We start from the raw sequence: 25,943 nt of genomic DNA on the forward strand, positions 1-25,943 counted from the left end.
TTCTATAATGAACTTATATCACATGAGGAGGGTTATTCATGAACACGACGAACATGCCGCAGCCTAAGGTTGTCGTTATCGGAGCAGGGAGTCTATTCTTTGGTCGTCAGTCCATATGGCAGATGGTTCATTCCCCTTACTTGAACCAGGGGACGCTTGCTCTGGTCGATACGGACGAAGAACGGCTGGCGAAAATGGTAAAACTTGCGGAGATGGTTGCTCGGGAGAACAATGTATCCCTGAAGATTGAGGGCTCGACAGACCGCAGACAGGTGCTTCCGGGGGCCGACTTCGTTGTGCTCAGCTTCGCAGAGCAATCTGTGAAATATCGGGGGATTGATTGCGAGGTATCGTTGAAATATGGCATCCGTATGTGCTCAGGAGATACGATCGGGCCAGGAGGGATTTTCCGTGCGATGCGGGAATTGCCGATCATTATGGAATGCGCCAAAGACATTGAGGAGCTGTGTCCCGATGCTTGGGTGATTAACTATATCAATCCGTCTACCGTCCATGGTATAGCGCTGCACCGTTATGCGCCGAAGCTGAAATCGTTTGCGCTTTGTGACAGTCATCATATGCCTCATAAGAAGGCTTATTATGCTGTGCGGGCAGGGATCATCGGCGACAGAAACGAGTTCACCGAGGAAATCGATCGGAAGTTTGATTTCCGCATTGCCGGGGTCAATCATTTTACGTGGCTCCTAAAGGCGGAGTTCGAAGGCAAGGATGTCATGCCGACGATTGCGGAGGCTATGCGGAAATCGGCCGGTGAGGAGAACAATGGTGGTGATCAAGGTGCCAAAGCTCTCCATAACGATGCCATTACGTATGAGTTGTACGACATTTTTGGATATATCCCTACATGTACTGCACATACGAAGGAATATGTCCGTTATTGGCAAGGTCATGGTAAATCGCAAGATCGTATCCCGCCGTTATCGATCTGGGAGACAGAGGACCGTTATCAGCGTCACGACGAGATGTGGAAGCAAGTAGACGGTTTCCTTTCGGGGGACATTCCGATTGCCGATTACATGAGTACCTTCGGCCCGGATCATGCAACAGACATTATTGAAAATATGGTGGGCAATCTGGGAAAACGCTTCTTCGTGAATACGCTCAACAATGGAGCAGTGACAAATATGAATGATGATTCGTTCCTGGAGCTGTTATGTGATGTAAGCATGGAGGGAGCGAAACCGGTTCATGTCGGTGAGATGCCGAGAGGAATTCGGGGAATGCAGGAGCTTGTACTGGATACCCACGAGCTTACGGCAGAGGGCGTTGTGGAGCAGAGTTATGAGAAGTTAAGAAGAGCGATGTTGACGGATCCGCTTGTCAGTTCCATCGGTGATGCGGATCAGATCATCAAAGAACTTCTGGAATTGGAACGTGAGATGATCCCAGGTGTCTGGTATTCGGATGGACTGATCAAAATCTGAATTTTGGATAATTCATAGAAAAGGGTTTGGTTTTTTATCCTTAATTGTTTACGAATTACCGAAGAAAGTCGCTCGTGTGGCGGCTTTTTTTGGTGTGGTCTGATTCCAGGCATATTAAATCCCAATGTTATGGGATTGTAGACTTATCATACTCTCTTATAATGAAATGAGCAGATGAAAAAAAAGAGGTGTGTAATGATATGTCTTCAAATAAGGTCCGGGATCAGGAAAAGACTGAGCGTTATGACGCGGTCATTCAGGGGTACATAGAATCACGAGAGAAGCAGCGTCAGCTGCAGAAAAGGACATTGGGTATTGTCATCGCATCCCAAATATTTGGCGGTGCAGGTCTCGCTGCCGGCATCACTGTGGGAGCACTGCTTGCTCAGGAAATGCTTGGAACGGATCAATATGCCGGAATTCCTGCCGCACTATTTACGTTAGGTTCTGCCGCAGCCGCGCTGCTCGTTGGACGCCTATCGCAACAAAAGGGCCGCAGAGTTGGTTTGGCCGCAGGATTTCTGGCAGGAGGACTCGGAGCGATCGGTGTCGTGCTTGCTGCTATTTTTGACAACCTTCCGCTGCTCTTCTTGTCTTTATTGGTGTATGGGGGAGGCACGGCCACGAACATGCAGGCGCGATATGCCGGTACCGATTTGGCATTACCAACAGAGCGGGCAAAAGCGATAAGCATGGCTATGGTTTTCACTACATTTGGTGCGGTTGCCGGTCCCAATCTGGTTAACGTAACAGGGCGATTTGCTGAGTCCTTAGGGGCTCCGGTATTGTCGGGTCCATTCATGCTTGCAGCGTTAGCGTACATTGTAGCGGGGGTAATATTGCTTATTTTTTTGCGTCCCGATCCATTCATGGTAGCCAAGGGCATCGCGGAAAAAGAGAATCACAACCAGGCAGAACAATCGGATCATATCACTCCGAGTGTTCATAAGCGAGGCATCATTATTGGCGCAGCAGTCATGATTCTTACTCAGATTGTCATGGTTGCCATAATGACGATGACTCCAGTTCATATGCAGCATCACGGTCATGGAATAGGTGCTGTGGGAATGGTGATTGGTATTCATGTTGCCGCAATGTATCTACCTTCCTTAATTACCGGAATTCTTGTTGATCGGTTTGGACGTACAATGATGTCCTACGCCTCTGGTGTGACGTTGCTAATTGCAGGTTTGCTGGCTGCATTTGCACCGGCTGACTCAATGATTCTTCTTATTCTAGCTTTGGCTTTACTTGGTCTGGGATGGAATTTTGGTCTAATTAGTGGAACAGCAGCCATAGTTGATGCAACTCCTCCTCAGCTTCGTGCGAAAACCCAAGGTAAGGTGGATGTTCTAATCGCTCTGGCAGGGGCGACAGGAGGCGCGATGTCAGGCATGGTTGCAGCACAAACGAGCTATTCCACACTCTCATTACTGGGAGGAGTCTTGTCCTTGCTTCTTATTCCTATGATCATTTGGTCACGTGCCAAACCATAACATTAATCACTCAAGTTACAAAGAACCGAATTGTGTCCGGAATAAGGGAAGCAATTCGGTTTACTTTACTTTGGAGGGTTAGTTCATTTGTTTGACTAAGTCAACTATATTGGGGTAAGGTGTATATAGTTGACTTAGTCAAGTAAACAAACTCCATAAATTATGTTCTGTATGTCAGGAGGACACCATGAAATCACCAACATCGATCATTCCGATCATTCGTGAATTTAACCGCTTTTACACCAGGATACTGGGGTTGCTGGACAAGCACTTGCTCGACAGTGAGTTTTCTCTTTCGGAGGTCCGGGTTCTTTACGAAATAGGCAATGCCCAACACTGCACGGCCAGTGTGCTCACGGAGCAATTGGGACTTGATCCAGGGTACCTTAGCCGGATATTGAAGCGGTTTGAAAAGCTCGGATTAACCTACCGGGTTCAATCCAAGGAGGATGGAAGATCGTCCTTGCTGTATCTCTCGGAACTCGGAGAAGAAACCTTGGCTCGAATGAACGCCTTATCCGATGATCAAATTCGTGACATGATTATCGATTTGCCATCCAAGAGTCGGGCAGATATCGCTCGAAGCATGACCGCCATTCAGAACGAATTATCTGGCCATCCAGCAAAACGGAGAATTCAATTCCGGACCGAACTAAAAGCAGGAGACGCCGGAGCATTGATTCATCTGCACGGGTGGGTATATGCCGAGGAATGCGGCTACAATCATATTTTTGAAGGATATGTCTGCAAAACGTTTTATGAATTGCTGCAAACCTACAATCCGGACAAAGATCGGTTCTGGCTGGCAGAAGCCAATAACGAAATCGTTGGCAGTATTGCTGTGATCGGTCATTCAGATGAAAGAGCTCAGATTCGGTGGTTTATCTTGCATCCAGATTATAGAGGCATGGGGATTGGAAAGAAGCTCATCCAAGACGCCATTGCTTACTGCAGAGAAAAAGGATACCGCAGCGTCGTTCTGGAAACGACGGAGGACCAGGAAACGGCCATAGCCATGTATACCAAGCAAGGTTTTGTCAAAATAAAAGAACAAGAAAACGATGCCTGGGGAGTTCGCCACATTGAACAAACCTATGAACTTGAGCTTTAATGAAAATAGCCGCTGGATTCGCGGCTTTTCTTGATTGAAGGAAACACGAACAAATTTTATGAGTCAGGCGATTAACTTAGTTGATCAGGTGTCGTTGTCTTTCTTACGGCATGTATACACATAGACGATTCTTCCAAATTAATAACCACATCATTCGTTAAACCTTCAAGCCATCTCCAATTAGCACTTTCGTCCTGATGCGTCTGTGTCACCAGTTCCTGGAATTATTGCGAAAGCCAATGATCCTTCAATGTCTACATCACTTCGGAAAAAAATTGAATGGTATGTTTAATTGGTAAATAGATCATAACCATAATAAAAAAACTCTGAATATTTGGGTAGGTTTTTTCTAAAGAATTCCTAAGTATGACGGGATATAGCCGAGATTGGGAGAGTTGTTTTCGTCGAAAATTTCATAGAGAATTTTGTTCTTTATTTTCCATTTTTGTGTTATTCTGTTGATGTTAGGCAACTATTTCATTTGTCTGATCGATATAGAAGGGAGGGACATCTTCTCGATTCATTCAATTGGTATAAAGAGAGTAACGGCACTGCTTGTAAAAAATTAAAAATAAGCGGAGGTTTGGTTATGCTCAAAAAAATGAAGAAATATGGTGTTTGCAGTTTGGCACTTGTATTGTTTGCGGCTGCGGCATTGACCGGGTGGAGTACTAAAGCATCGGCAGCGGATTTCAGATCATTGAACGCTTCACAGATTGTATCGGAGATGGGTGCAGGATGGAATCTGGGGAATCAGCTTGAAGCAACAGTGAATGGCGTCCCTAGTGAAACGGCCTGGGGCAATCCTGTTGTTACTCCAGAGTTGATTAAAAAGGTAAAGGCGGCAGGCTTCAAGACCATTCGCATTCCTGTATCCTATTTGAATCATATTGGAAGCGCTCCCAATTACACCATAAACGCAGCGTGGTTAAATCGAGTCCAAACCGTCGTTGATTATGCATATAATGAAGGTTTATATGTCGTCATTAACATCCATGGAGATGGCTATAATTCCATCCCGGGCGGATGGCTTCTTGTGAATGGCAGCAATCAGGCTGCAATTAAGGAGAAATACCAAAAGGTATGGCAGCAGATAGCTACCAAGTTCAGCAATTATAATGAGCGTCTTATTTTTGAATCGATGAACGAAGTGTTTGACGGAAATTACGGCAATCCGAATGCGGCATACTATGCTAACTTGAACGCTTATAATCAAATCTTTGTGGACACGGTCCGGCAGACTGGGGGCAACAACAACGCCAGATGGTTACTGATTCCTGGCTGGAACACCAATATCGACTATACGGTAGGCAATTATGGCTTTGCTCTTCCAACAGATCATTTCAGATCCTCGGCAATCCCAAGCTCTCAGAAGAGAATTATGATCTCTGCGCATTACTACTCTCCGTGGGATTTTGCTGGTGAGGAGAACGGAAATATCACACAGTGGGGCGCAGCGGCAACAAATCCTTCGAAGAAATCAACCTGGGGTCAGGAAGACTATCTGAATGCACAGTTCAAATCGATGTACGATAAGTTTGTAACACAGGGCTATCCGGTTGTTATTGGCGAATTTGGCTCCATTGATAAAACGGCGTATGACTCCACCAATAACGTATATCGTCAAGCTTATGCCAAGGCGGTAACGGCAACTGCCAAGAAGTACGGGGCTGTGCCGGTGTATTGGGACAATGGACATAACGGTCAGCATGGTTTTGCTTTGTTTAACCGCTCAAACAACACGGTTACCCAGCAAGGCATTATTAATGCCATTATGCAGGGTATGCAGTAATCCAAGCATGCGTTTCATCGTATTAAAGGCATGTCCTCTCATAAGAAAGGACATGCCTTTTTTTATGCATTACTCGTTCGTTATCATTCAAACACAAATACCATATTGCCAAATGAATTTTACATAAGCCACATACAGAATTCATTAAACTCCACAATACCTTTTATATACTTAATTTGCTTATATAGCGAACTAAAAGGACTAGGTGGTAGACAGAATGTTAAAAAAACGCGATTTGCATGAATGCCACGCACTGTACAGCTTATTGAACGACCCCTCAGTGTCACCTTATGTTCGTTACCAATGTCAGTCACCTGAGGAATATTTATTCCTGACCAAACAGTTAATGGACGAGGAAGAACAGAAAACCACGATTTCCCGCACAATTCTAAACGAAGCGGGTCTGCCCATTGGAACCATTGATTTGTATCATATCGTAAACCATACCGGGTTTCTGGCCACATGGATTGGAGCGCCTTACTTCGGTAATGGATACAGTCAACGGGCGAAATCCGTCTTCTTGAGTGAACTATTTCTCGAACATGCCATAGAAACAGTATTTTTGAAGATTCGCAAACAAAATATCCGGTCAAGCAAAGCTGCACAAAAACTGCCCTATGTAAAACTGGCCAATGATTCGCATGATGAATTATACGGATGCATCAATGCCGGGGAGCAGATCTATGATCTGTATCGCGTGGAACGGATCGACTTTATTGAATATAGTATGATCCTGAACCAGGGAGTGGCTACATAACTGCACAGTAAGCCTCATGAATCCTATATAAGGTCATAGATGGGTGTTCATCATACCAATGCATACAATCGAGAGTCGCTGAATCAGCGACTTTTTTTGTTGCTCTTTAGGCCAGGAGATAAAGGATTATGTAATAATTTATAACACATATATTGAATGATTGTGAAAAACAACAAAAAATAATGAAGCTTTTTTATGGAAAACTACAAAGACATCGAGAAATGTTCGTAATATAATATGACACAAGAAGAATGAATGAAGAAATAAGTCAGGTTATATAACATCTAAATTAATTAACACAGGGATCTCAGTCTCTGTTCTGAAAGGAGAATATCTATGCAAATTACAGCAGCACCTTACCGTTGGCCTTACGACGGGAGCATCGATCCCGGTAAAACGGCATTAGTCATTATTGATATGCAAATCGATTTTTGCGGAAAAGGCGGGTATGTGGAACAGATGGGATATGACTTGTCCCTGACGGCCAAACCCATTGAGCCTATTCAAAAACTCTTGCATCGGGTCAGGGAGATAGATGGTTTTCACGTCATTCATACGAGAGAGGGACATAAACCGGACCTATCCGATCTGCCAGCAAACAAACGTTGGCGCAGCAAACAGATCGGGGCAGAGATCGGTTCTTCCGGACCGGCGGGACGCATTTTGGTTCGAGGTGAACCGGGCTGGCAGATTATAGAGGAGCTTGCTCCCATTGAAGGTGAATCGATCATTGATAAGCCGGGTAAAGGCAGTTTTTATGCCACAGACCTGGATCTGATCCTGAAGAATAAAGGCATCACTCATCTGATATTGACGGGAATTACAACGGATGTGTGTGTGCACACAACCATGCGTGAAGCCAACGACAGAGGATATGAATGTCTGATCCTGGAAGACTGCACGGGAGCAACCGATCCTGATAATCATCATGCAGCGCTCCAGATGGTCAAAATGCAGGGAGGTGTGTTCGGCAGCGTCAGTAACTCCAGCGAGGTTTTAAAGGCGCTAGCTGCCTTTTAAGCAACACCACCACAGCAATAGAAAAACAACAGCATGGGAGGAAATCATATGTGGAGATGGTCCAGAAAGTCACTGTTTATCGTAATGTCGGTTTGTTTGCTCGCACTAACCGCTTGCGGGTCGAACGATGTGCCTAGCTCAGCTTCAGGAGATGGAGAATCGGGTGAACTGAAAAAAGTCGTTCTACGTCTAAAATGGGTTCATCAAGCACAGTTTGCCGGCTTCTATACCGCCGTAGAAAAGGGGTTTTACAAAGAAGCGGGTTTGGATGTTGAAATCAGACCAGGCGGCGCGGATTTCCCTTCCGTACAGATGATTGCATCAGGTGCGGAGCAATTCGGCGTGACGGGCGCAGATCAAATACTGATGGCCAGGGAGAAAGGAGTTCCCGTGAAGGCGCTGTCCGCCATTTACAGAAAAACGCCATTTGTATTGTTTAGTCTCAAGGATTCAGGGATCACGACAATGGAGGATCTGGTCGGCCAGAAGATCGGTGTGAAGCTTGGAGGTAATGAAGAGCTGACTTACCGAGCAATGGTGAAGAATGCGGGTATAGACGGAACCAAGGTGGAGGAAATGCCAGCAAAATATGATCTCAGCCCATTGCTCAGTGGACAGGTAAAGGCATGGCCGGGTTATGTCATCAATGAGGTCCTCGCCGTACAGGAGCAGGGGAATGAAGTCAATATTATTGAGCCAAACGATTATGATATTAACTTTTATGCAGATACGTTGTTTACGACAGAGGACATCATCGAGCGTGATCCCGAAATGGTGAAAAGCTTCGTACAGGCTTCCATGAAGGGCTGGAGCTATGCTATTGAGAACCCGGAAGAGGCTGCCGAATTTGGCTTGAAATATGGAGATAAATTGACCATTGATCACGAGGTGAGCATGATGAACGCAAGCATTCCTTTGCTGGAGCCGGAGAATCTTCCACTCGGCAAGATGGAATCAGAGGCGTGGGACGTGCTGCAGCAGAACTTGATCGATCTGGAATTTTTGAAGAAAGAGCAAAACCTTGAAGACGTCTTTTCAAACGAATTTATCGAATAGGGTGTGATTTTATGCTAACAACGACCAGTGGTCTGGAGAAAGAAGCTTCGGGGCTGCATGAACAACAGACAACCATTTCTTCCAAAAGCGACATCGCGGTTACGTTGAAAAATTGCTCCTTATCCTTTGGTGACGTCAACGTATTGAACAATGTGTCGATTGATATTTATAAAAATGAATTTGTATCCATTCTCGGCCCAAGCGGCTGCGGGAAGTCAACGCTGCTCCGGTTAATGCTCGACCTGCTTCAACCCAATGCAGGAGGAGAGATCGTTTATCCATCGAAGGATCTCTCGCTCGGCATGGTGTTTCAGAAACCTGTATTGATGCCCTGGCTAACCGCAATCCAAAATATATCCCTGCCTCTCACGATTGGAGAGAAGAAATTCACCAAAAAAGAGATCAAGGAAAAAGCAGAATCCTCGCTGCGGCTGGTTGGACTTCAGGATTTCATGAATCATTTTCCGCACCAGCTGAGCGGGGGCATGCAGCAGCGGATTGCGATTGCAAGGGCACTCGCTGCAGATCCGACAGTGTTGCTTATGGATGAGCCCTTCGGGGCGCTTGATGAATTTACGAGAGAAAAGCTAAATTTCGAGCTGCTGCGTTTATGGGAGAGTCCCGAAACGAGCCTAAGCACAGTTGTTATGGTTACCCATTCCATTCAGGAATCCGTGCTGCTATCCAACCGCGTGATCATGATGTCACCAAGGCCTGCCGGCGTGGAGGATATTATTTCGGTTCCGCTGCCTTCACCAAGGGAGATTGGCATGGATGAACTTCCGGCCTTCCACCAGACTGTCAATGAGTTAAGAAAGCGGGTCAAACACCTATGAAAACCAAGATCAAAGATGCCATGTATCCTGTCGTATTCGCCATTGCCTTTCTTATCTTATGGGAGCTCATTGTACGCCTTTTCGACATCCCCCTTTATTTGCTTCCATCTCCCACAGGCATCTTATCGGTGATGGACAGCTCCTTATGGTCACATATGCTGGTTACGCTGCTGGAGGCTTTGGCGGGCTTCGTGCTTGCCAATATCCTGGGATTGATTACCGCTGTGATCTTCGTGCATTCCAAGCCGATTGAAAAGGGAGTATTCCCGCTGGCGATTGCACTCAAAACGACCCCGCTCGTCGCTCTGGCTCCGCTTCTGGTGGTATGGATGGGAACGGGATATTCCTCCAAGGTCGTAGCCTCCATGCTAATCTGTTTCTTCCCGATTTTGGTCAACAGCGTAAAGGGTCTGAAAGCCATTGAGCACGAAGCATGGGAGCTGTTCTCCACATATAAAGGCACCAAGTCGGAAATTTTCTGGAAATTACGGCTGCCTGCAAGCTTGCCTTATGTGTTTTCTGCGTTGAAAATCTCGACCTCGCTGGCGATCGTGGGTGCCATTGTCGGCGAATTTGTCGGCGCTAACAAAGGGCTCGGCTATGTCGTCCTGGTATCTTCATACCATATGGATACACCTGTGATGTTCTCCGCAATTATTGCATCCGCACTATGCGGACTGGTTCTCTTTTGGGCCATCAGCTTACTTGAGAGAAGAATTATATTCTGGCAAAGGACGGATGACCTATGATGAGATGCACTGTGAACCGTATTCCAAGCCGTTCGCCTAACGATACGGCTGCAATGGAGAGAGCAATCCAAGGGGGACTCATTGATCCTCAAGATGTGGTTGCGGTATTAGGCAAAACCGAGGGCAATGGCTGCGTGAACGATTTTACGCGTGGTTATGCTGTGCTGGCCTTAAAGCAATTTTTTGGCGAATACCGAAAAGAATCAACCTCTACGATATCCTATGTCATGTCAGGAGGAACCGAGGGCATACTCAGCCCTCACTTTACAGTGATTAGCCGCAAAGGTGCTTACAACCAAGATGGTCAGAGACAAGATCAGAAATCGCTGGCCATTGGCGTCGCAAAAACACGGGATTTTCTTCCCGAGGAGATTGGAAGGCTGGCTCAAGTTGATGAAGTGGCTGCTGCCGTTAAGCGAGCCAAAGCGGAAGCTGGCATCGAATCTTCAGCAGATGTACATTTTGTGCAAATTAAGTGTCCGCTGTTAACGTCCGAGGGTGTGCATGATGCCTTGAGCAGATCTCAAACCACCGTGACAGAAGATACCTACAAATCCATGGGATATTCACGAGGAGCCTCTGCACTAGGTGCGGCAGTTGCTCTTGGCGAGGTGGAACGAGCTGGACTTCAAGATACAGACATCTGCAGTTCATGGCATTTGTTCAGCAGCGTAGCCTCCACGTCGGCAGGCAGCGAGCTGGCGTATTGTGAGGTAATTGTCTTCGGCAATTCCGACTTTGCAGAAGGTCCGTATTTTATCGACCATGCTGTAATGAAAGATTCGATTGACGCCCCTGCACTCAAGCGCCTGCTGGATGTTCATGCAGATGCTGAAATGGTGCAGGTGATGGCTAAGGCAGAGGCTGATCCCACCGGGTTCATCCGGGGTCACAGGCATACGATGCTGGATGATTCAGATATCAACCATACGAGACATGCGCGAGCGGTCGTCGGAGGTGTGCTTGCTTCGGTGTGTGGTGATCCAATGATCTATGTGTCCGGTGGAGCCGAACATCAAGGTCCGGCAGGCGGCGGGCCGGTGGCGGTCGTTTTTAAACGCAGGGATTAGACGGGATACATCCATAAAAAAACAAATGGAGGAATGACACGATGATTACAGCCAAGAAAACTGAGGTTATCACTGGAGAAGACATGCAATGGGGATTAATGCCGAATCATATTCACTTGTATCACCGCGAGATTGTGTCTGCGGAACAGGCGGATCAGATGGGGTTTCGTGCCAGCTCCGTTTTGTGGGAAAAGATTGGAGTAGGCGGTCAGGTACTGCCTCACTATCATGATGTAGCTGAAATCATTCACATCACGGTAGGTAAAGTGAAACTGCTGTGTAATGGAGAATGGAAGAGCTACCAGGCAGGAGATACGTTCCATGTCCCGGCAGGCGTTATTCATTCGGTAGCCAATGACGATGTACAGGCGACAGAGCAGATCAGTATTTTTTTGCCGGTTGAAGAAAATGCTCCGGTTAACTCCTTTTTTAATACGACATTAGTGGAAGATGTCTTTTCCACCAAATTGAAATAGTCAGGCGGGATAGGAGATGGCAGATCACAAGAAGGCAGGATTCACGTGCAGTGATGTTTTGTTGATCCCCGACTTTAAGGAAGCTGTCGTCTTGGCTGGAGCGAGTGGCATGCAGCGAATGATTAACCGTGTCAACGTGATGGAAGTGCCCGATGTGATCGATTGGGTACGCCCGGGGGAGTTTCTGATTACCAGTGGATTTCCATTTCGTGATCAGCCGGAAGCTATTGCGGATATCATACCGCAGCTGGTGGAGAAAGGTGTATCGGCACTGGGGATTAAAACCAAACGATTCATCGATCATATTCCTGACCGTGCACTTGAGCTGGCTGACCAATTGGGCTTTCCGATCTTCGAACTTCCGGCCGCGACTGTATTTTCGGATGTTGTCCGGGATATTATGGAGCGGGTCCTTGTGCAGGAGGCGAGAGAGCTTTCGCTGCTGCAAAGCCGTTTTCAAAAGCTTTCTCAACAGCTCCTGTACGGGAAAGGTTTAGAGGAATTTTTGCAAACGCTGGATGGCATATTGAACAATCCCATTGTATTGCTTGATGACTCGAATCATCTGTTTCTCTCCCCCCAGGCAGAGGAGATTGTGGAGGCGGATAATCCGATGCTGTGGTCCGGTCTGCGGGAGGAGAGCAGCCTCGGTGTGAGTTTCATAACACTAGGCGAGCGCCGAATTCGTGTATATGTATCAGCCGTTAATGACAAGCAATACGACAAATGTTTGCTGGTTCTGCTGGAATGGAATCAGGAGCACTCGGTTGTCGATCGGCTGACAATTGATCGCGTAGGTGTTTTGGTAGGACTCGAGATGATCAATGCCAACGCCAGGCGGGAAGTTGAGCTGAAGTATGTTGATCAGTTTCTGCAGGACTGGATTACGGGCCGAATTGTCACTATTGAGGATTTGAGGCTGCGAGCGGAAGCGTGCGGGCATCCACTTGATGATGAACAAACGCGGCATGTCGCGTTAGTGCGATTTCTGAACGTCAAACCTAGCATCAGGACCATACAGCAGGCGATTAAAAGATTGAGAACCAAGTCCAGATGTGTGGGGCTTCAGGCAACCATACTGGAGGGAGAGCTGGTCCTTCTTTTCGCAGAAGAAATGCATGGGATTCGGAATGTGGCGCTGGAAGCCATTCTCGCTGATATGAAGGTGGTTTTTCCTGCTGAGAGCTATTCTCTCTGTATCGGTAATCGAACCGAAGCTGCAGAGAAGGTGTACGAAAGCTATAACGATGCCAAAAAGATTCATCATATCAGCTCCATTTGCGATTACCGTGAACCCTATGTGGACTATATGAAGCTAGGCGTGTTTCAGCTTTTATACCATCTGCCTGATACGGAGGAGGTTCAGGAGTACCGCGATCGATTCATTCTGCCCTTGCTTGCCTATGATGCGAAGCATAATTCCCAGCTGTTTGAAACGTTGAAGGTATACTTTAAGCATAATCGTAATGTGAAAAAGACGTCGGCGGAGCTTTTTACCCATTATAATACGGTTTCCTATCGTGTAGAGCGGGTGTGTGAATTGCTGGGGATCAGCATGGATCATGGCGATGATGTGCTGCAGCTGCACCTAGCGATGAAGCTGAATGAAATGAGACCAGCCTGATTGATATATGCGCGTCAAGGAGGGATGACGGATGAGTATGCTGGATATGGAAATACCGTGTGAACTGACAATAGACTGGCTGCAAGCGCAATATGGGAGCGGGAAGCTTAAGCCGGAGCAAGTCATTGAAGAGATCATCCGCCGTTCCCGTGAGGACGAAGGGATGAATATTTGGATCACTCCGCCTGTGCTGGAGAGAATCAAGCCGTATTTGGACCGTCTCAAAACAATGGATACTTCCTTGCCGCTGTGGGGTGTACCCTTCGCCATTAAGGACAACATCGATTTGGCTGGCACACCAACAACTGCTGGCTGTCCCGAATATGCATATGTTCCAGACAGGCATGCTGCAGTTGTAGAACGATTGTTAAACGCCGGAGCGATTCCTGTAGGTAAAACCAATATGGATCAATTTGCTACAGGGCTTGTAGGCACCCGGAGTCCTTACGGTGAGACACATAACGCGCTGAACGCTGAATGGATAAGCGGCGGGTCCAGTTCGGGATCTGCCGTAGCGGTAGTGAGGGGGCAGGCGGCATTCGCCCTGGGCACGGATACAGCGGGCTCCGGAAGGGTTCCTGCGGCGCTGAACCGTCTCATCGGCTATAAACCGAGTCTCGGAGCCTGGTCGACAAAAGGTGTTGTTCCCGCTTGTGCCAGTCTGGACTGTGTAACTGTATTTACCCATTCTATACACGAAGCAAGGATTGTCGATAGGCAAGTACGAGGCCTTGAATCATCAGACCCATGGTCCAAGGAAATACCGCGATTGGTCGATAAGCTTCCCAACAAGTTGTATCTCCCTGAAAAACCATTAACGTTTTTTGGTCCGCTGGCGGAAGAATACAGCAAGGCATGGGATTCAGCCGTACAGAGGATCGAACGGTTGGAGCTGCCACTCGAGTATATCGATTACGATCTCTTTGAGAAGGCTGCTGCACTTCTGTATGATGGACCTTGGGTAGCTGAGCGCTGGGCGAGTGTAGGTGAATTCATCGAATCAAGTCCAGGAGTCACTTTCCCGGTGACGGAACAAGTCTTGCGATCAGGCGAATCAGACAAATATGATGCAGCTTCCGTATTTACCGCGATGCATAAGCTTCAGGAGCTGCGAATGATAAGCAACGAGCTTCTCCAGGAAGCGGTGCTTGTCATGCCGACCTGCGGAGGCACATGGACGAGAGGACAGGTTGAGGCGGGCCCAATAACCACGAATTCGGACATGGGACGATACACGAATCATTGCAATCTTCTGGATTTATGCGCGGTGGCTGTACCGGCAGAGGATGCCGCGTCTCAGATGCCTTTTGGAATTACGTTATTTTCGCTGTCGGGAAATGAGCACTTGATGGAAAACGCTGCGGCCTCCTTTCTTGAAGTGAATTTGCCGCCTCTGGAAGCAAACAGGCAAGAAACGATGCTGGTTGCCGTCTGCGGCCTGCACATGAGGGGTTATCCACTGGAGAAGCAAATGCTGGAGCACGGGAGCCGGTTCATTGGTGAGTCGCAAACGGCGGAAAAGTATCAAATGGTGAAGCTGCCTACCATACCGGCTAAGCCTGGATTGCTGAAGAAGAAGGCAGGCGGCAGCAGTTTTACGCTTGAATTGTGGCAGATGCCTGTCGCTTCTTTTGGCGCGTTCGCTGCATTAATTCCGGCCCCGTTAGGCATAGGCAAAATTGAACTGGCAGACGGGACAGACGTACCCGGATTTATATGTGAAGGCTATGCTGAAGAAGAAGCAGAGGATATCTCTGCTTATGGAGGCTGGAGAAACATACCATAGTATGAAGAGAAAGTCGCTTATTGGAGCGGCTTTTTTTGCGTTTTACCGAACCGAGTGAATGCTGCAAATTGAGGACATTTAACACGGTTTCTAGTGAAGGCTCGAAGTGTATTGGGCAATTGCTGAAGGCCCGTCAATTCGCTTTGAAAACCATTAGGTGTGCTGTAATGGCATGGATAATAATTCAGGAGCAGCAAAATTACCCTGCAATTGTCCGGTTAAAAGATGTACTCACATATGTTAGTATGGGAATAAAACGGGTTCTTTCTATAGAGAAAATCATTCCTAAGGGGGAATACGAATGATGAATGTTTTGTTGGTGGATGATGAGCCGTGGGTGCTCGAAGGCTTGAGAACCATGGTGAATTGGGACAAATACGGTTTTCGCATTTGCGGTGAGGCGGAGAATGGCAATGCCGCCTGGTCCATGATCGAAAGTCTTCAACCGGATCTGGTGTTTACAGATATTCATATGCCCTCTGTAAGTGGCCTGGAACTGATCGACCGTTCCAAGCATGAGCTGGCCAAAGCACCTCGATTCGTTATATTAAGTGGATATGACAGCTTCGAGTACGTGAAAACAGCACTGGAGCAAAGAGTAGAGGACTACTTGCTCAAGCCTATTGATGAGATCGAGATCGAAAACGTATTGGAACAGATGGGCCGTAAAATTCAGGAAGAACAGCTTTCGGCAGAAGTACACCAGCGTGATCGTGCTCTGTATGTGAATTGTTTGTTTAATCGCCTGATTCAAGGGGAAGACAGCATGGAGCTGCAGGACGAAGTGAATACCATGCTGCAAATGGAAGGTCATGAGAATATGGCCTGTCTTCTAATTGCCACGGATATCAGTAAAGATGACGTGAAAGGGCGAATACACGCTTTTGGTGGTATCCATTGGTCGGAACCTTTTGTGGATGCTGAAGGAAACCTCGGAGTGTTCGCTGCCGATATCGATAATTCCTTGAAGCTGCTTGAGTCAATGGGCAGAAATATCGTGGAGACCTATGCTGGTCATTCGTCCATGATTGTGGCCGTTGGACATCATTCGGGCACAGAATTCAGTATGCGATCAGCCTACGAGAAAGCTTTGTTCGCTCTGAGATGGAAGCGTTATCAGGGAGGGGGAGGATTTGTTCATCATCAGGATCTGCCGCAGAGTGACCCATTGGCCAGCGTAAATCAAAAAGCTTTAGCCAATCTGATGGAAGTCATTCTTTCTGGTGAGCAGGATAGGTTGGAAGGGAAGATTCAAGGACTTCTTGCTGAGCCTGACTTAGGATTGCCCTTCTCCAATATGGAATACGTCCGGGTTCAATTGCTTGCCCTTGAAATGAGTATTCTCAAGGAGTTGAAAGAGCTGGATGGAGATATGGGCAGTTTTATGCTTCACGTTCAAAATAAGGCAGGCGGCATAACTAAAATCGACTCCTATCCAGCATTTCGGGATTATGCACGTGTGTTATGTTTGAACGCTTTGGAGGCGCTGCAGCAGCAGAGAAAAGAAAAGGAATGCAGCACCATTTTTCGTGTGGTGCAATATGTCAATCAGGAATTCCGTAAGAAGCTGCAGCTTCAGGAGCTAGCACATCAATTTCATATGAACGCCAATTATTTGGGGCAGGCATTCAAGCAGCAGACGGGCAAAACGTTTCGGGAATATTTAAACGATAAACGGATTGAGGAAGCGAAAAGGCTGTTACGCCAAAGCTGCGCATGCGTTGCTGATATTGCAGTACAGTCTGGTTATCCGAATGCAGACTATTTTGTATGTCAGTTCAAGCGAATGACGGGCATGGCACCTTCTGCATATCGTAAGCAGCAATAGATCCCCCGAGAGATGAGAAGTACGAATGAAGGATGGCGATAGCAAACATGTTCAGAACAATCCGTTTTCGCAGCATCGTGAACGATATACCCTTGAATTACAAATTTATATTGATATATGTCATTGGTATCTTGCTTCCTATCTTTGTAAGCAATGTTTTGTTTATGGATCGTATGTCAGGGTTGATCAAGGAACGGGAAGAGCAGAATCTACAAATCTCACTGGAGCGGGCAAGAAAGGATATTCATACCATGATTGATGGTGGCGTCGCCGTCAGTCATGCCTTGATCACGGACAAATTGTTGACCGAATCCATGGATCGGGTGTATGACAGTCAGCTTGATTTCTATAACACACTCGATGATCAGCTTCGTCATCGGGTGACTTCCTATATTCCTGTGAACAACCAAATTCAGCGAATAGGGGTTTACACCGAAAATCCGACCATTGTGCCTGGCGGGGATTATTATGTTTTGGACAACGACGTACGCTCCGGAACCTGGTTCGAGCAGTGGAAGGCCGCTGGGGAAACCCTAAAAGTGCTTGCATACCGTGATCAGGCAACGAATGATCGTGCTGCAACCTCTTCGTATTTAAGCGTGATCGAAAAAATGGATTATTATAACGCCGACAACTCTTATCAGAAGTTGGTACGCATCGATTTTTACCTTAATCGTTTCTATGATGTGATTGCCAGAGAAAAGAGTTCTCTGGATCTGTATCTGGTGAATGCCCAGAATCAAATTATTGTATCTGCGGATGACAAGTATCAGGGCGAGATGGAGAGTAGCTATGCTTTGTTTGATATGAGCAAAGCGGCAGACAAAGACTTACATATCGTCCCTATCGGTAGTGCTAGTTATGTGAAAGGTTGGAAGCTTATTGGTGTTCCTCAGGAAACACGTGTCAAACAAGCAATGTTATCCATGCAGCTTTATTTTGGAATGCTGGCGGGGATTATTACGCTGATCACTTCCATTTTCATTTATGTCATGCTCCGTTCCTACAATTATCGTGTCAAGCGGCTGTCGAGACATATGCAGAAGGTGGGTAATGAGAAATTCGAACTAATCAACATGGATGGTGGACATGACGAGATTGGGCATTTGATTAGCAATTTCAATATGATGACGGCACGAATCCATTCATTGATCAACAACGTGTACAAGCTTGAAATTCAGCAGCGAAGCCAGGAGGCTGAGCGCATTCGAGCTGAGCTTAATCTGCTGCAAAGCCAGATGAATCCTCACTTTTTATTCAATACGTTGAATGCGCTGCTTGTGGTTAGTACCAAAAATAACTATGCGGACGTGAAAGATATTATCAAGGATCTGTCCAAGCTGCTTCGCCGTCTGTTGAACTGGAAGGACGATGTGGTCACGCTGGAGGAGGAAATGAGCTTTACGGTTATGTACCTGGGTATTGAGAAATTCCGTTTCCGGGACAAGTTTGAGTACTATATTGACATCACTGAAGAGGCAAGGAGATATAAAATACCCAAAATGAGTATCCAACAGCTGGCGGAAAATGCATGCAAACATGGCATTCAGGCCATTGAGGGGCTTGGCTATGTGAAAATTCAAGCTGAAATTGTGAACGAGCATCTGCGTGTTGTCGTATCTGACAATGGAAAGGGTATGGACAAGGAACGGCTTCAAGAGGTTCTGTATCACATGAGAAGCAAGGAAGAGAGCGGCGGATACAATATTGGAATACGAAATGTATATCGCCGTCTTGAATTGTACTACGACGATAAAGTGAATTTTAATTTGGTAAGCAGGATCGGGGAGGGGACTGAGGTATCCTTTGAAATCCCGTTGCAATTGCTGGAACGTCAGGATGCAAAAGGAGGCGTGGACGATGGCATTTAAAGTGTTGTTAATTGACGATGAGCCCTTGGCGCTTGAGGGTCTGCAGTTATGGATACCATGGGAAAACCTTGGCTTTGAGGTGTGCGGGGTCTGCGGAAACGGTTCGGAGGGCCTGAAGCAGATGGAGGAGCTGAAGCCCGATCTGGTCATGGTTGATATTCATATGCCGGTGATGAACGGCCTGGAGATGATTGAGGAGTGGAGACGAAGGGGCAACGAGTCTACCAAATTCATTATCCTGACAGGGTACAGTGATTTTGATTATGCACGAAAGGCACTCAAATATCGAGTTTCCCGATATTTGCTTAAACCGCTGGATGAGGAACAGGCCGAGCTGGAGATCCGTCAGGTGGGACAGGAACTGGTTAAGGAGCGGGAACAACTATACGTCGGGCAGGTGGCACAGAGAGAGAAGGAAAATCTGGCGATGAAGGAGGCTCTAATAGGCAAAGGGCTGTCAACAGAAGCTGCTGGTGTACTGGAGTTCTTGTCGCGCTCATCTCATGTTTGGAAAGTATGCCTCGTTCAGATAGCGGCAGAGGATTATTGCAGGTGGAGCACGGTTGCTGCGGAATATTTGGACAGGTCAAAAGCCATGTATGTGATTCGCTTGCGAAATGATCTGGTTTCCATCGTGTTTGGCAGTGCTGAATCAACCTCCCATGGCACGAGCTGCACAGCCAGACAGCGAATGGAGGAACTGGCACGCCGTTTGGCGGACTTTCGCGCATTTATGGCCATTGGTGAAGCAGCATCTTCACTTCTTTTCATTCATCATTCCAGGGTCACAGCAGAAAAAGCGCTCCTGCATACCTTTTATGAAACGAATAGGAACGGCGTGTTGGACTATGAGAGCCTTAAGGATCTTACGTTCCAAAGACATGATGATCAGGTAGAACTCACGGCGAGAATCATGGGGGCATTTCAACTCATTGACCACGATGCCTACAGGTCAGCAGTGGATTATATTGAGCAGTCTTTTCGCCAGTTACGAGTTCACCCGGAAGAGGCCCGCAAATACGTGATCTACCTACTTCATGAGATTCGAGCATATATGAGAGCCGAACTGGCACAGGATTCGGGTGCTCCAAATCGTCTGTTCGATATTCCCAATCTGGATGAACGTCTGCTGACATGGAATGATCTGATCGACATGCTGCAGTCGTGCGGGCGAGTCTGTTTTGAACTTTTGCTTAAGGAGAATGCTTCCGAAGCGCAGGGTATTGTACAGGATATCAACGATTATATTCATGAGCACTACCGGGAAGGGTTAAGCATTAAAATGCTTGCCGAGCGTTTCTTTTTGCATCCAGCCTACCTGGGACAACTGCTTATGCGAAAAAATGGCATTGGTTTCAATGAACTGTTACATAATTTGAGGATTGAGGAAGCTTGCCGTTTACTCCAATTGAATCAATACAAAAATAGCGAGGTCTCAGAAAAAGTTGGATACTCCACCTACCATCATTTTTTGAAGCAATTTGAGAAAAGGCTGAATATGTCTCCGAATGAATATAAGAAACATGTCTAACAAAATACATTTAGAAAATCGCGTATGGTTGAATCTATAGATTATAGAAAGAATACCTGAGTTTTTCTCGGAAAGAGCTATAATTCGGGTGTATTTTCCATTTCGCATTAAATTTATAATGAAATTATTCAAATGAAAGGGCTTTCATGAAGGCGTAATCAAACTTTGGAGGTGCTTTATGGGGGAAAGTAAAAAGAAGTTTTTCCGTATGGGGGCAACCATGTTGTTGTCACTGAGCGTTGTACTGGCTGGTTGTTCCGGCGGTACAAATGACCCAGGCAGCGGAGAAGAGGGAAGTGGTACAGAGGTAGGGCCTGACAATCCGATAGAAATCTCGGTATTCCTTAACGAGGCCGGACAGCAGCCAACCGCTGACAACAAGATTTACAAGAAAATGAAGGATGAGCTTGGTGTATCATTCAAGTTCGAATTTCTGGCCGGTGACAAAAACCAAAAGCTTGGCGTTATGATTGCTGGTGGGGATTATCCAGACCTGATCTCAGCTGATACCAAACTGACAGCTGCAGGTTCAGTCATTCCGCTTGAAGATCTGATTGAGGAACACGCCCCGAATTTGAAAAAACATTACGAAAAGTACTGGAATCAAATGAAGGACCCGAATGATGGACATATCTACTACCTGCCAAACTATGGAGCATATAACGGCGAAGTAGCTGACACCTATTACAGCGGTCCCGCGTTCTGGATTCAAAAAGCCGTACTGAAAGAGTTCGGTTACCCGACTCCAAAAACACTGGATGAATACTTCGACCTGATCGCGAAATACAAAGAGAAATATCCGACTATTGACGGCAAGCCGACCATCGGTTTCGAGGTCCTGAACTATGACTGGAAAAACTGGGGCTTGCTGAACCCGCCTCAGCACTTGATCGGTCATCCGAATGATGGCGGAGTGGTCGTCAACGATGGCAAGGCGGAGATCTTCGCTGATAAGGATTATGCCAAACAGTACTATCAGAAGCTAAATGAAATCAATGCCCAAGGCTTGCTTGATAAGGAAGCGTTTGCACAGAACTACGACCAATATATGGCCAAATTGTCCAGTGGTTCCGTACTCGGCATGTTCGATCAACATTGGAATTTCCAAAGCGCGGAAGATTCCCTCATAACGCAAGACAAAATTGAACGCACTTATGTAGGTTTCCCGCTTGTGTATGACAGCAGCATCAAAGACTATTATCGTGACCGTGCAGCACTGAATCTCAACAATGGTTTCGGTATTACCGTGAGTGCCAAAGACCCTGTAAAAATCCTCAAAGTGCTCGACAAATTGATGGAGGAAGAATGGCAGAAAACACTCACTTGGGGCATTGTGGATGAAGACTATTATGTCAATGAAGAAGGCCGCTTCATGAAGACACAAGAACAACGCGACAATGCAGCAGATGCTGCTTGGAAGCTTGCCAACAAAGCTGACGCATTTTATGGAACTGCGCCGAAAACGGAAGGGTACTTTAGCGATGGCAACGCAACTTCGGCAAGTAATCAGCCAGAAGAATACCAGGCAAGTCTGAAACCGTTTGATAAGGAAGTTTTGGATGCATATGGTTTCAAAAGCTATGTCGATTTCTTCAGTGCTCCACCAGAGAATCCGGTGACTTACCCTGCTTGGTCTGTCGATGTGGTAGAGGGATCTCCAGCCAAGATTGCCAATACGAAGTTGAACGAATTGTCGACCAAATATTTGCCAAAAGCCATCTTGGCCGGTACATCAGAGTTTGACAATGTTTGGAGCGAATACGTTTCCGAGATTCAAAAGCTTGACATCAAGGCGTATGAAGATCGTATCAATGAAGTGTTGAAGTGGAGAATTGATAACTGGTCTGTGAAATAAAAACAACTTATGTCAGGAAGGAAGATAACCTTCCTTCCTGATTCTTTTGAAATATGGTTATGGCAGATGTGTTCTGGTTGTTTCGACGTTTTCCTTTGATTATAAAGATGGATAGGGAGTTTGATATTATGGAGGAAATTGTAGTGGGTACCAAGCCTCTCCGCCCGAAGAAAAAACCGAAAATCAGGCGGATTACTTGGCAGAATATTAAAGCACAGAGACAACTCATTTGGATGTCTGTTCCTCTGCTTGCGTACATTATTGTCTTTGCGTATGTACCTGTATGGGGTTGGACGATGGCCTTTCAGGATTATAAACCGGCCCGGAGTTTCTCGCAGCAGACGTGGGTAGGATTTAAGCATTTCCAATTTTTATTTACCGATGACAATTTTTTGCGAGTGCTTCGCAATACGCTAGCCATGAGTGTCATCAACATGATTCTGGGTTTCGTAACCGCTATTGTTCTGGCATTGCTGCTTAATGAGATCAAGAAGGTCCTGTGGAAGCGGACGGTACAGACGATCTCGTATCTGCCTCACTTCTTATCATGGATTATCGTTACCGGAATCGTTGCGACATCACTTGCTTCTGACGGTATTGTCAACGATATCCTGATGAAGTTGCATTTAATTGATGAGCCTATTTTATGGCTGACGGAAGGCAAGTATTTCTGGGGCGTTGTTGCAAGCTCTCACATTTGGAAAGAAGTCGGTTGGAGTACCATCATTTATTTGGCGGCCATGGCCTCAATTGACCCGGCACAGTACGAAGCTGCCGACATTGATGGAGCTAACCGTTATCAAAAAATGTGGAATGTCACCTTGCCGGGAATCAAGCCTACCATTGTCATCCTGTTGATTATGTCGATCGGGCATATTCTAGAGGCCGGTTTCGAGGTTCAATATTTGCTGGGTAACGGATTGGTTGTTGACTGGGCAGAAACGATTGATATCTTTGTGCTCAAATACGGGATTGCACAGGGTAACTATTCGCTTGCGACTGCAGGCGGTATATTCAAGACCGTGGTCAGCATTACGATGTTGCTTGTAGCGAATTGGACAGCCAAGCGGCTTGGGGAAGAGAGGCTCTTATAAGATGAAAAAAACACCATTGTCCGGTTTAGGAAATACATCGGCGCTTTCGGTACGCCGTCCTGGTGCCAGAGGCCTTGAACCGTTTCTGTTTGGCACCTTTAACACGATCTTCATGATTTTGCTCGTAATTGTGACACTGTATCCATTTTTAAACACCATCGTGGTTTCATTTAATGCAGGGAATGACACCATTCGGGGAGGTTTATATTTATGGCCTCGTGATTTCACCTTGCAGAATTACAAAGCAGTTTTTGCTTCAGGCACGATCTATAATGCGTTTTTAATTTCAGTTGCGCGGACCGTACTTTCCACTCTGCTTAATATTTTCTTGACCACCATGCTGGCCTATACGCTGAGCCGGCGGGATTATATTTTCCGCAAGCTGATTACAACTATTTTTGTACTGACCATGTATTTCAATGCCGGTCTGATTCCAGGATACTTCCTCATGAAGGATCTGCATTTGATTAACTCCTTCTGGGTGTATGTCCTGCCATCACTGGTAAGTGCGTTTAACCTGATCGTCATTCGTACTTATATTTACACGATACCTGAAAGCTTGATTGAATCTGCGAAAATAGACGGTGCAGGAGATTTCCGGATTTTCTGGAAAATTATTTTCCCGCTATGTAAACCTGTGCTGGCGACCATTGCGCTCTTTGTTGCCGTCGGGGCATGGAACTCCTGGTTTGATGCTTTTCTGTACACGTCGTCTCGTCAAGAGCTCAGCACGCTGCAGTACGAATTGATGAAATTGTTGTCTTCCAGTATGAACGCCAACAGCAATCCTTCCGTAGCCAATGGTATAGGGGCGGAGCATTCGACTCAGGTAACCCCAATTTCCATTCGTGCGGCCGTAACCATTGTGGCTTCCGTTCCGATTTTGCTTGTATACCCGTTCATGCAAAAATACTTTGTCGTAGGACTTAATGTAGGGAGTGTGAAGGAATAAATGTCACAGCTTCAAGTACAACAAATTCGCTATGCGAACCCGATTCTTCCCGGATTTTATCCGGATCCGAGCATTGTGAAGGCAGAGGATTACTTTTACCTTGTGTGCAGTTCGTTTGAGTATTTTCCGGGGGTTCCGATTTTTCGGAGCCCGGATCTGATTCATTGGGAGCAGATCGGCAACGTATTAGATCGGGTGAGTCAGCTTGATTTGACTGGTCAGAAGAGCTCGGACGGGATTTATGCCCCTGCGCTTCGATACCACGAAGGTACGTTTTATATGATCACGACAGATGTTAGAGGTATCGGGAATTTCTATGTTACAGCAACCAACCCTGCCGGACCATGGTCTGATCCGATTCGCATTCCGTATGGGGGAATCGACCCCTCTCTGTTTTTTGACGATGACGGAAAAGTGTATGTTACCGCTCAGCAAGGAGCGGACTACGATTCTCATGCCATTCAATATGAGATCGACATCACGACAGGAGAGGCGTTATCCGAACCGCAGGTGGTATGGCACGGAGACGGTGGACCGTGGACCGAGGGGCCGCACTTGTACAAAATCAATGGGATGTACTATATGATGTCTGCTTCCGGAGGGACGGCCAAGGAGCATCGCGAAATCATCGGTCGCAGCGAACATCCGTATGGCCCGTTCGAAAGATATCCAGAGCCGATTCTGACTCACCGCCATTTGGACCACCCTATCCAGTATTTGGGTCATGCCGATCTGGTGGAGGATCATCACGGTGAATGGTGGGCTGTATTCCTTGGTGTCCGCTTGACAGAAGATGGATATAGCGTGCTTGGACGCGAAACATTCCTTGCACCGGTTGTCTGGAATGAGGGCTGGCCGCACATTGACAACAATGAAGGCACGGTAAGTCTGGACATGACGATTCAGCGTGCGCCGATGTCAGTTCCGTCTCAAGCGGATGGTAATACAGCAATTGTTGCAGGCCGAGATGACTTCAATGAAGAACTGGGTCCGCAGTGGATGTTTGTGCGCAATCCGTCAGAAGGAGCATGCTCCATAACCGATAATCCGGGTTCTTTAACGCTTTACGGGCAGGAGGCAAATCTCAGCGACGTTGGTCAGATTACGTTTATTGGCCGTAGACAGCAGCATCTTCAGGCTTGCTACACAACCAGCATGTCATTTATACCGACTGCTGATGGAGAAGAAGCGGGCATGTGCATTCGCCGGGATGAAGATGCGCATTATGAGCTTGGTGTTAAAAGGTCGGAAGGACGCAACCTCATTTTTGCCCGTCTGACGGTACGTGGAGAGTCGAAAATCGTGTACGAGAATGAAACTGAAGCTGAGCAGCTGTTTCTTCGGATTGAATCAACCGAGAAGGACTATAAGCTGAGCTGCTCTTTGGATGAACAGGACTGGGTAAGTCTTGGCACGGGTTCAGCACGGGCCATCTCTCCGGAGGACTTTGTGCATAAAATGTGCTTTACCGGAGCGGTAGTCGGGTTATATGCCACTGGCAACGGCCAGGCAAGTCATACACCTGCACGCTTCGATTGGTTCGATTATGAAATCTAGCTAAATGATCTAACCAGACGAACGAATATTACTTATT

Annotated in this window: 20 protein-coding genes; all 20 read left to right on the top strand. The window is 46.7% G+C overall.

The genetic code is table 11. The annotated features are described in order from the left end of the window. The first annotated feature begins 38 nt into the window (after positions 1-38). Positions 39-1,445: a family 4 glycosyl hydrolase gene (locus CHI14_RS01080; protein WP_095286563.1), complete on the top strand. Its 1,407-nt coding sequence runs from the start codon at positions 39-41 to the stop codon at positions 1,443-1,445. A 200-nt stretch (positions 1,446-1,645) separates the two neighbouring features. Continuing rightward, the gene (locus CHI14_RS01085; RefSeq protein ID WP_095286564.1) at positions 1,646-2,941 is read left to right on the top strand and encodes an MFS transporter; all 1,296 of its coding nucleotides are present in this window, start codon (positions 1,646-1,648) and stop codon (positions 2,939-2,941) included. Between the two features lie 187 nt (positions 2,942-3,128). After that, the gene (locus CHI14_RS01090) at positions 3,129-4,052 is read left to right on the top strand and encodes a bifunctional helix-turn-helix transcriptional regulator/GNAT family N-acetyltransferase (protein WP_095286565.1); all 924 of its coding nucleotides are present in this window, start codon (positions 3,129-3,131) and stop codon (positions 4,050-4,052) included. A gap of 589 nt (positions 4,053-4,641) precedes the next feature. Beyond that, positions 4,642-5,844 (top strand): glycoside hydrolase family 5 protein, encoded by a 1,203-nt coding sequence (locus CHI14_RS01095; RefSeq protein WP_095286566.1) that lies wholly within the window; start codon positions 4,642-4,644, stop codon positions 5,842-5,844. Between the two features lie 217 nt (positions 5,845-6,061). After that, entirely contained in the window at positions 6,062-6,601 is a 540-nt protein-coding gene (locus tag CHI14_RS01100) for a GNAT family N-acetyltransferase (protein WP_095286567.1), read from the top strand. A 336-nt stretch (positions 6,602-6,937) separates the two neighbouring features. Continuing rightward, positions 6,938-7,621 carry a biuret amidohydrolase gene (biuH, locus tag CHI14_RS01105; RefSeq protein ID WP_170947973.1) on the top strand — a complete coding sequence of 228 codons (684 nt, stop codon included), beginning with the start codon at positions 6,938-6,940 and terminating at the stop codon, positions 7,619-7,621. A gap of 48 nt (positions 7,622-7,669) precedes the next feature. Further along, positions 7,670-8,677 (top strand): ABC transporter substrate-binding protein, encoded by a 1,008-nt coding sequence (locus tag CHI14_RS01110; RefSeq protein ID WP_095286569.1) that lies wholly within the window; start codon positions 7,670-7,672, stop codon positions 8,675-8,677. An 11-nt stretch (positions 8,678-8,688) separates the two neighbouring features. Next, complete coding sequence (locus CHI14_RS01115) at positions 8,689-9,513, top strand: ABC transporter ATP-binding protein (protein ID WP_095286570.1); 825 nt, start codon at positions 8,689-8,691, stop codon at positions 9,511-9,513. After that, a complete protein-coding gene (locus CHI14_RS01120; RefSeq protein WP_095286571.1) occupies positions 9,510-10,262 on the top strand; it encodes an ABC transporter permease in 753 nt (250 codons plus the stop codon). Before CHI14_RS01115 ends, CHI14_RS01120 begins: the two co-directional genes overlap by 4 nt. A gap of 11 nt (positions 10,263-10,273) precedes the next feature. Then, on the top strand, positions 10,274-11,332 hold the full coding sequence (gene atzD / locus CHI14_RS01125) for a cyanuric acid amidohydrolase (RefSeq protein ID WP_283163781.1): 1,059 nt from the start codon (positions 10,274-10,276) through the stop codon (positions 11,330-11,332). A 41-nt stretch (positions 11,333-11,373) separates the two neighbouring features. Beyond that, positions 11,374-11,808 (top strand): cupin domain-containing protein, encoded by a 435-nt coding sequence (locus CHI14_RS01130; RefSeq protein WP_095286573.1) that lies wholly within the window; start codon positions 11,374-11,376, stop codon positions 11,806-11,808. 16 nt (positions 11,809-11,824) lie between these two features. Continuing rightward, positions 11,825-13,432, top strand: a complete 1,608-nt coding sequence (locus CHI14_RS01135) for a PucR family transcriptional regulator (protein ID WP_095286574.1) — start codon at positions 11,825-11,827, stop codon at positions 13,430-13,432. A gap of 37 nt (positions 13,433-13,469) precedes the next feature. Then, entirely contained in the window at positions 13,470-15,218 is a 1,749-nt protein-coding gene (gene atzF, locus CHI14_RS01140; protein WP_095286680.1) for an allophanate hydrolase, read from the top strand. Positions 15,219-15,519: 301 nt separating this feature from the next. After that, positions 15,520-17,046, top strand: coding sequence for a response regulator transcription factor (locus tag CHI14_RS01150; RefSeq protein WP_095286576.1), 1,527 nt, complete (start codon positions 15,520-15,522; stop codon positions 17,044-17,046). 47 nt (positions 17,047-17,093) lie between these two features. Then, positions 17,094-18,917 carry a sensor histidine kinase gene (locus CHI14_RS01155; RefSeq protein WP_095286577.1) on the top strand — a complete coding sequence of 608 codons (1,824 nt, stop codon included), beginning with the start codon at positions 17,094-17,096 and terminating at the stop codon, positions 18,915-18,917. Beyond that, the gene (locus CHI14_RS01160; RefSeq protein WP_095286578.1) at positions 18,907-20,448 is read left to right on the top strand and encodes a response regulator transcription factor; all 1,542 of its coding nucleotides are present in this window, start codon (positions 18,907-18,909) and stop codon (positions 20,446-20,448) included. Before CHI14_RS01155 ends, CHI14_RS01160 begins: the two co-directional genes overlap by 11 nt. Before the next feature lie 178 nt (positions 20,449-20,626). Continuing rightward, entirely contained in the window at positions 20,627-22,303 is a 1,677-nt protein-coding gene (locus CHI14_RS01165) for a type 2 periplasmic-binding domain-containing protein (RefSeq protein WP_095286579.1), read from the top strand. 128 nt (positions 22,304-22,431) lie between these two features. Next, positions 22,432-23,397 (top strand): ABC transporter permease, encoded by a 966-nt coding sequence (locus CHI14_RS01170; RefSeq protein WP_095286681.1) that lies wholly within the window; start codon positions 22,432-22,434, stop codon positions 23,395-23,397. Positions 23,398-23,509: 112 nt separating this feature from the next. Continuing rightward, positions 23,510-24,349 (top strand): carbohydrate ABC transporter permease, encoded by an 840-nt coding sequence (locus CHI14_RS01175; protein ID WP_249280961.1) that lies wholly within the window; start codon positions 23,510-23,512, stop codon positions 24,347-24,349. Then, the gene (locus CHI14_RS01180) at positions 24,350-25,906 is read left to right on the top strand and encodes a glycoside hydrolase family 43 protein (protein ID WP_095286581.1); all 1,557 of its coding nucleotides are present in this window, start codon (positions 24,350-24,352) and stop codon (positions 25,904-25,906) included. The last annotated feature ends 37 nt before the right edge of the window (positions 25,907-25,943 follow it).

This window comes from Paenibacillus sp. 7516, from assembly GCF_002272715.1.
Classification (GTDB): domain Bacteria; phylum Bacillota; class Bacilli; order Paenibacillales; family Paenibacillaceae; genus Paenibacillus; species Paenibacillus illinoisensis_A.

Coding starts and splice junctions, on each gene's coding strand:
- CHI14_RS01080 (WP_095286563.1), top strand. CDS start 39: ATGAACACGACGAACATGCCGCAGCCTAAGGTTGTCGTTATCGGAGCA.
- CHI14_RS01085 (WP_095286564.1), top strand. CDS start 1,646: ATGTCTTCAAATAAGGTCCGGGATCAGGAAAAGACTGAGCGTTATGAC.
- CHI14_RS01090 (WP_095286565.1), top strand. CDS start 3,129: ATGAAATCACCAACATCGATCATTCCGATCATTCGTGAATTTAACCGC.
- CHI14_RS01095 (WP_095286566.1), top strand. CDS start 4,642: ATGCTCAAAAAAATGAAGAAATATGGTGTTTGCAGTTTGGCACTTGTA.
- CHI14_RS01100 (WP_095286567.1), top strand. CDS start 6,062: ATGTTAAAAAAACGCGATTTGCATGAATGCCACGCACTGTACAGCTTA.
- biuH (WP_170947973.1), top strand. CDS start 6,938: ATGCAAATTACAGCAGCACCTTACCGTTGGCCTTACGACGGGAGCATC.
- CHI14_RS01110 (WP_095286569.1), top strand. CDS start 7,670: ATGTGGAGATGGTCCAGAAAGTCACTGTTTATCGTAATGTCGGTTTGT.
- CHI14_RS01115 (WP_095286570.1), top strand. CDS start 8,689: ATGCTAACAACGACCAGTGGTCTGGAGAAAGAAGCTTCGGGGCTGCAT.
- CHI14_RS01120 (WP_095286571.1), top strand. CDS start 9,510: ATGAAAACCAAGATCAAAGATGCCATGTATCCTGTCGTATTCGCCATT.
- CHI14_RS01130 (WP_095286573.1), top strand. CDS start 11,374: ATGATTACAGCCAAGAAAACTGAGGTTATCACTGGAGAAGACATGCAA.
- CHI14_RS01135 (WP_095286574.1), top strand. CDS start 11,825: ATGGCAGATCACAAGAAGGCAGGATTCACGTGCAGTGATGTTTTGTTG.
- atzF (WP_095286680.1), top strand. CDS start 13,470: ATGCTGGATATGGAAATACCGTGTGAACTGACAATAGACTGGCTGCAA.
- CHI14_RS01150 (WP_095286576.1), top strand. CDS start 15,520: ATGATGAATGTTTTGTTGGTGGATGATGAGCCGTGGGTGCTCGAAGGC.
- CHI14_RS01155 (WP_095286577.1), top strand. CDS start 17,094: ATGTTCAGAACAATCCGTTTTCGCAGCATCGTGAACGATATACCCTTG.
- CHI14_RS01160 (WP_095286578.1), top strand. CDS start 18,907: ATGGCATTTAAAGTGTTGTTAATTGACGATGAGCCCTTGGCGCTTGAG.
- CHI14_RS01165 (WP_095286579.1), top strand. CDS start 20,627: ATGGGGGAAAGTAAAAAGAAGTTTTTCCGTATGGGGGCAACCATGTTG.
- CHI14_RS01170 (WP_095286681.1), top strand. CDS start 22,432: ATGGAGGAAATTGTAGTGGGTACCAAGCCTCTCCGCCCGAAGAAAAAA.
- CHI14_RS01175 (WP_249280961.1), top strand. CDS start 23,510: ATGATTTTGCTCGTAATTGTGACACTGTATCCATTTTTAAACACCATC.
- CHI14_RS01180 (WP_095286581.1), top strand. CDS start 24,350: ATGTCACAGCTTCAAGTACAACAAATTCGCTATGCGAACCCGATTCTT.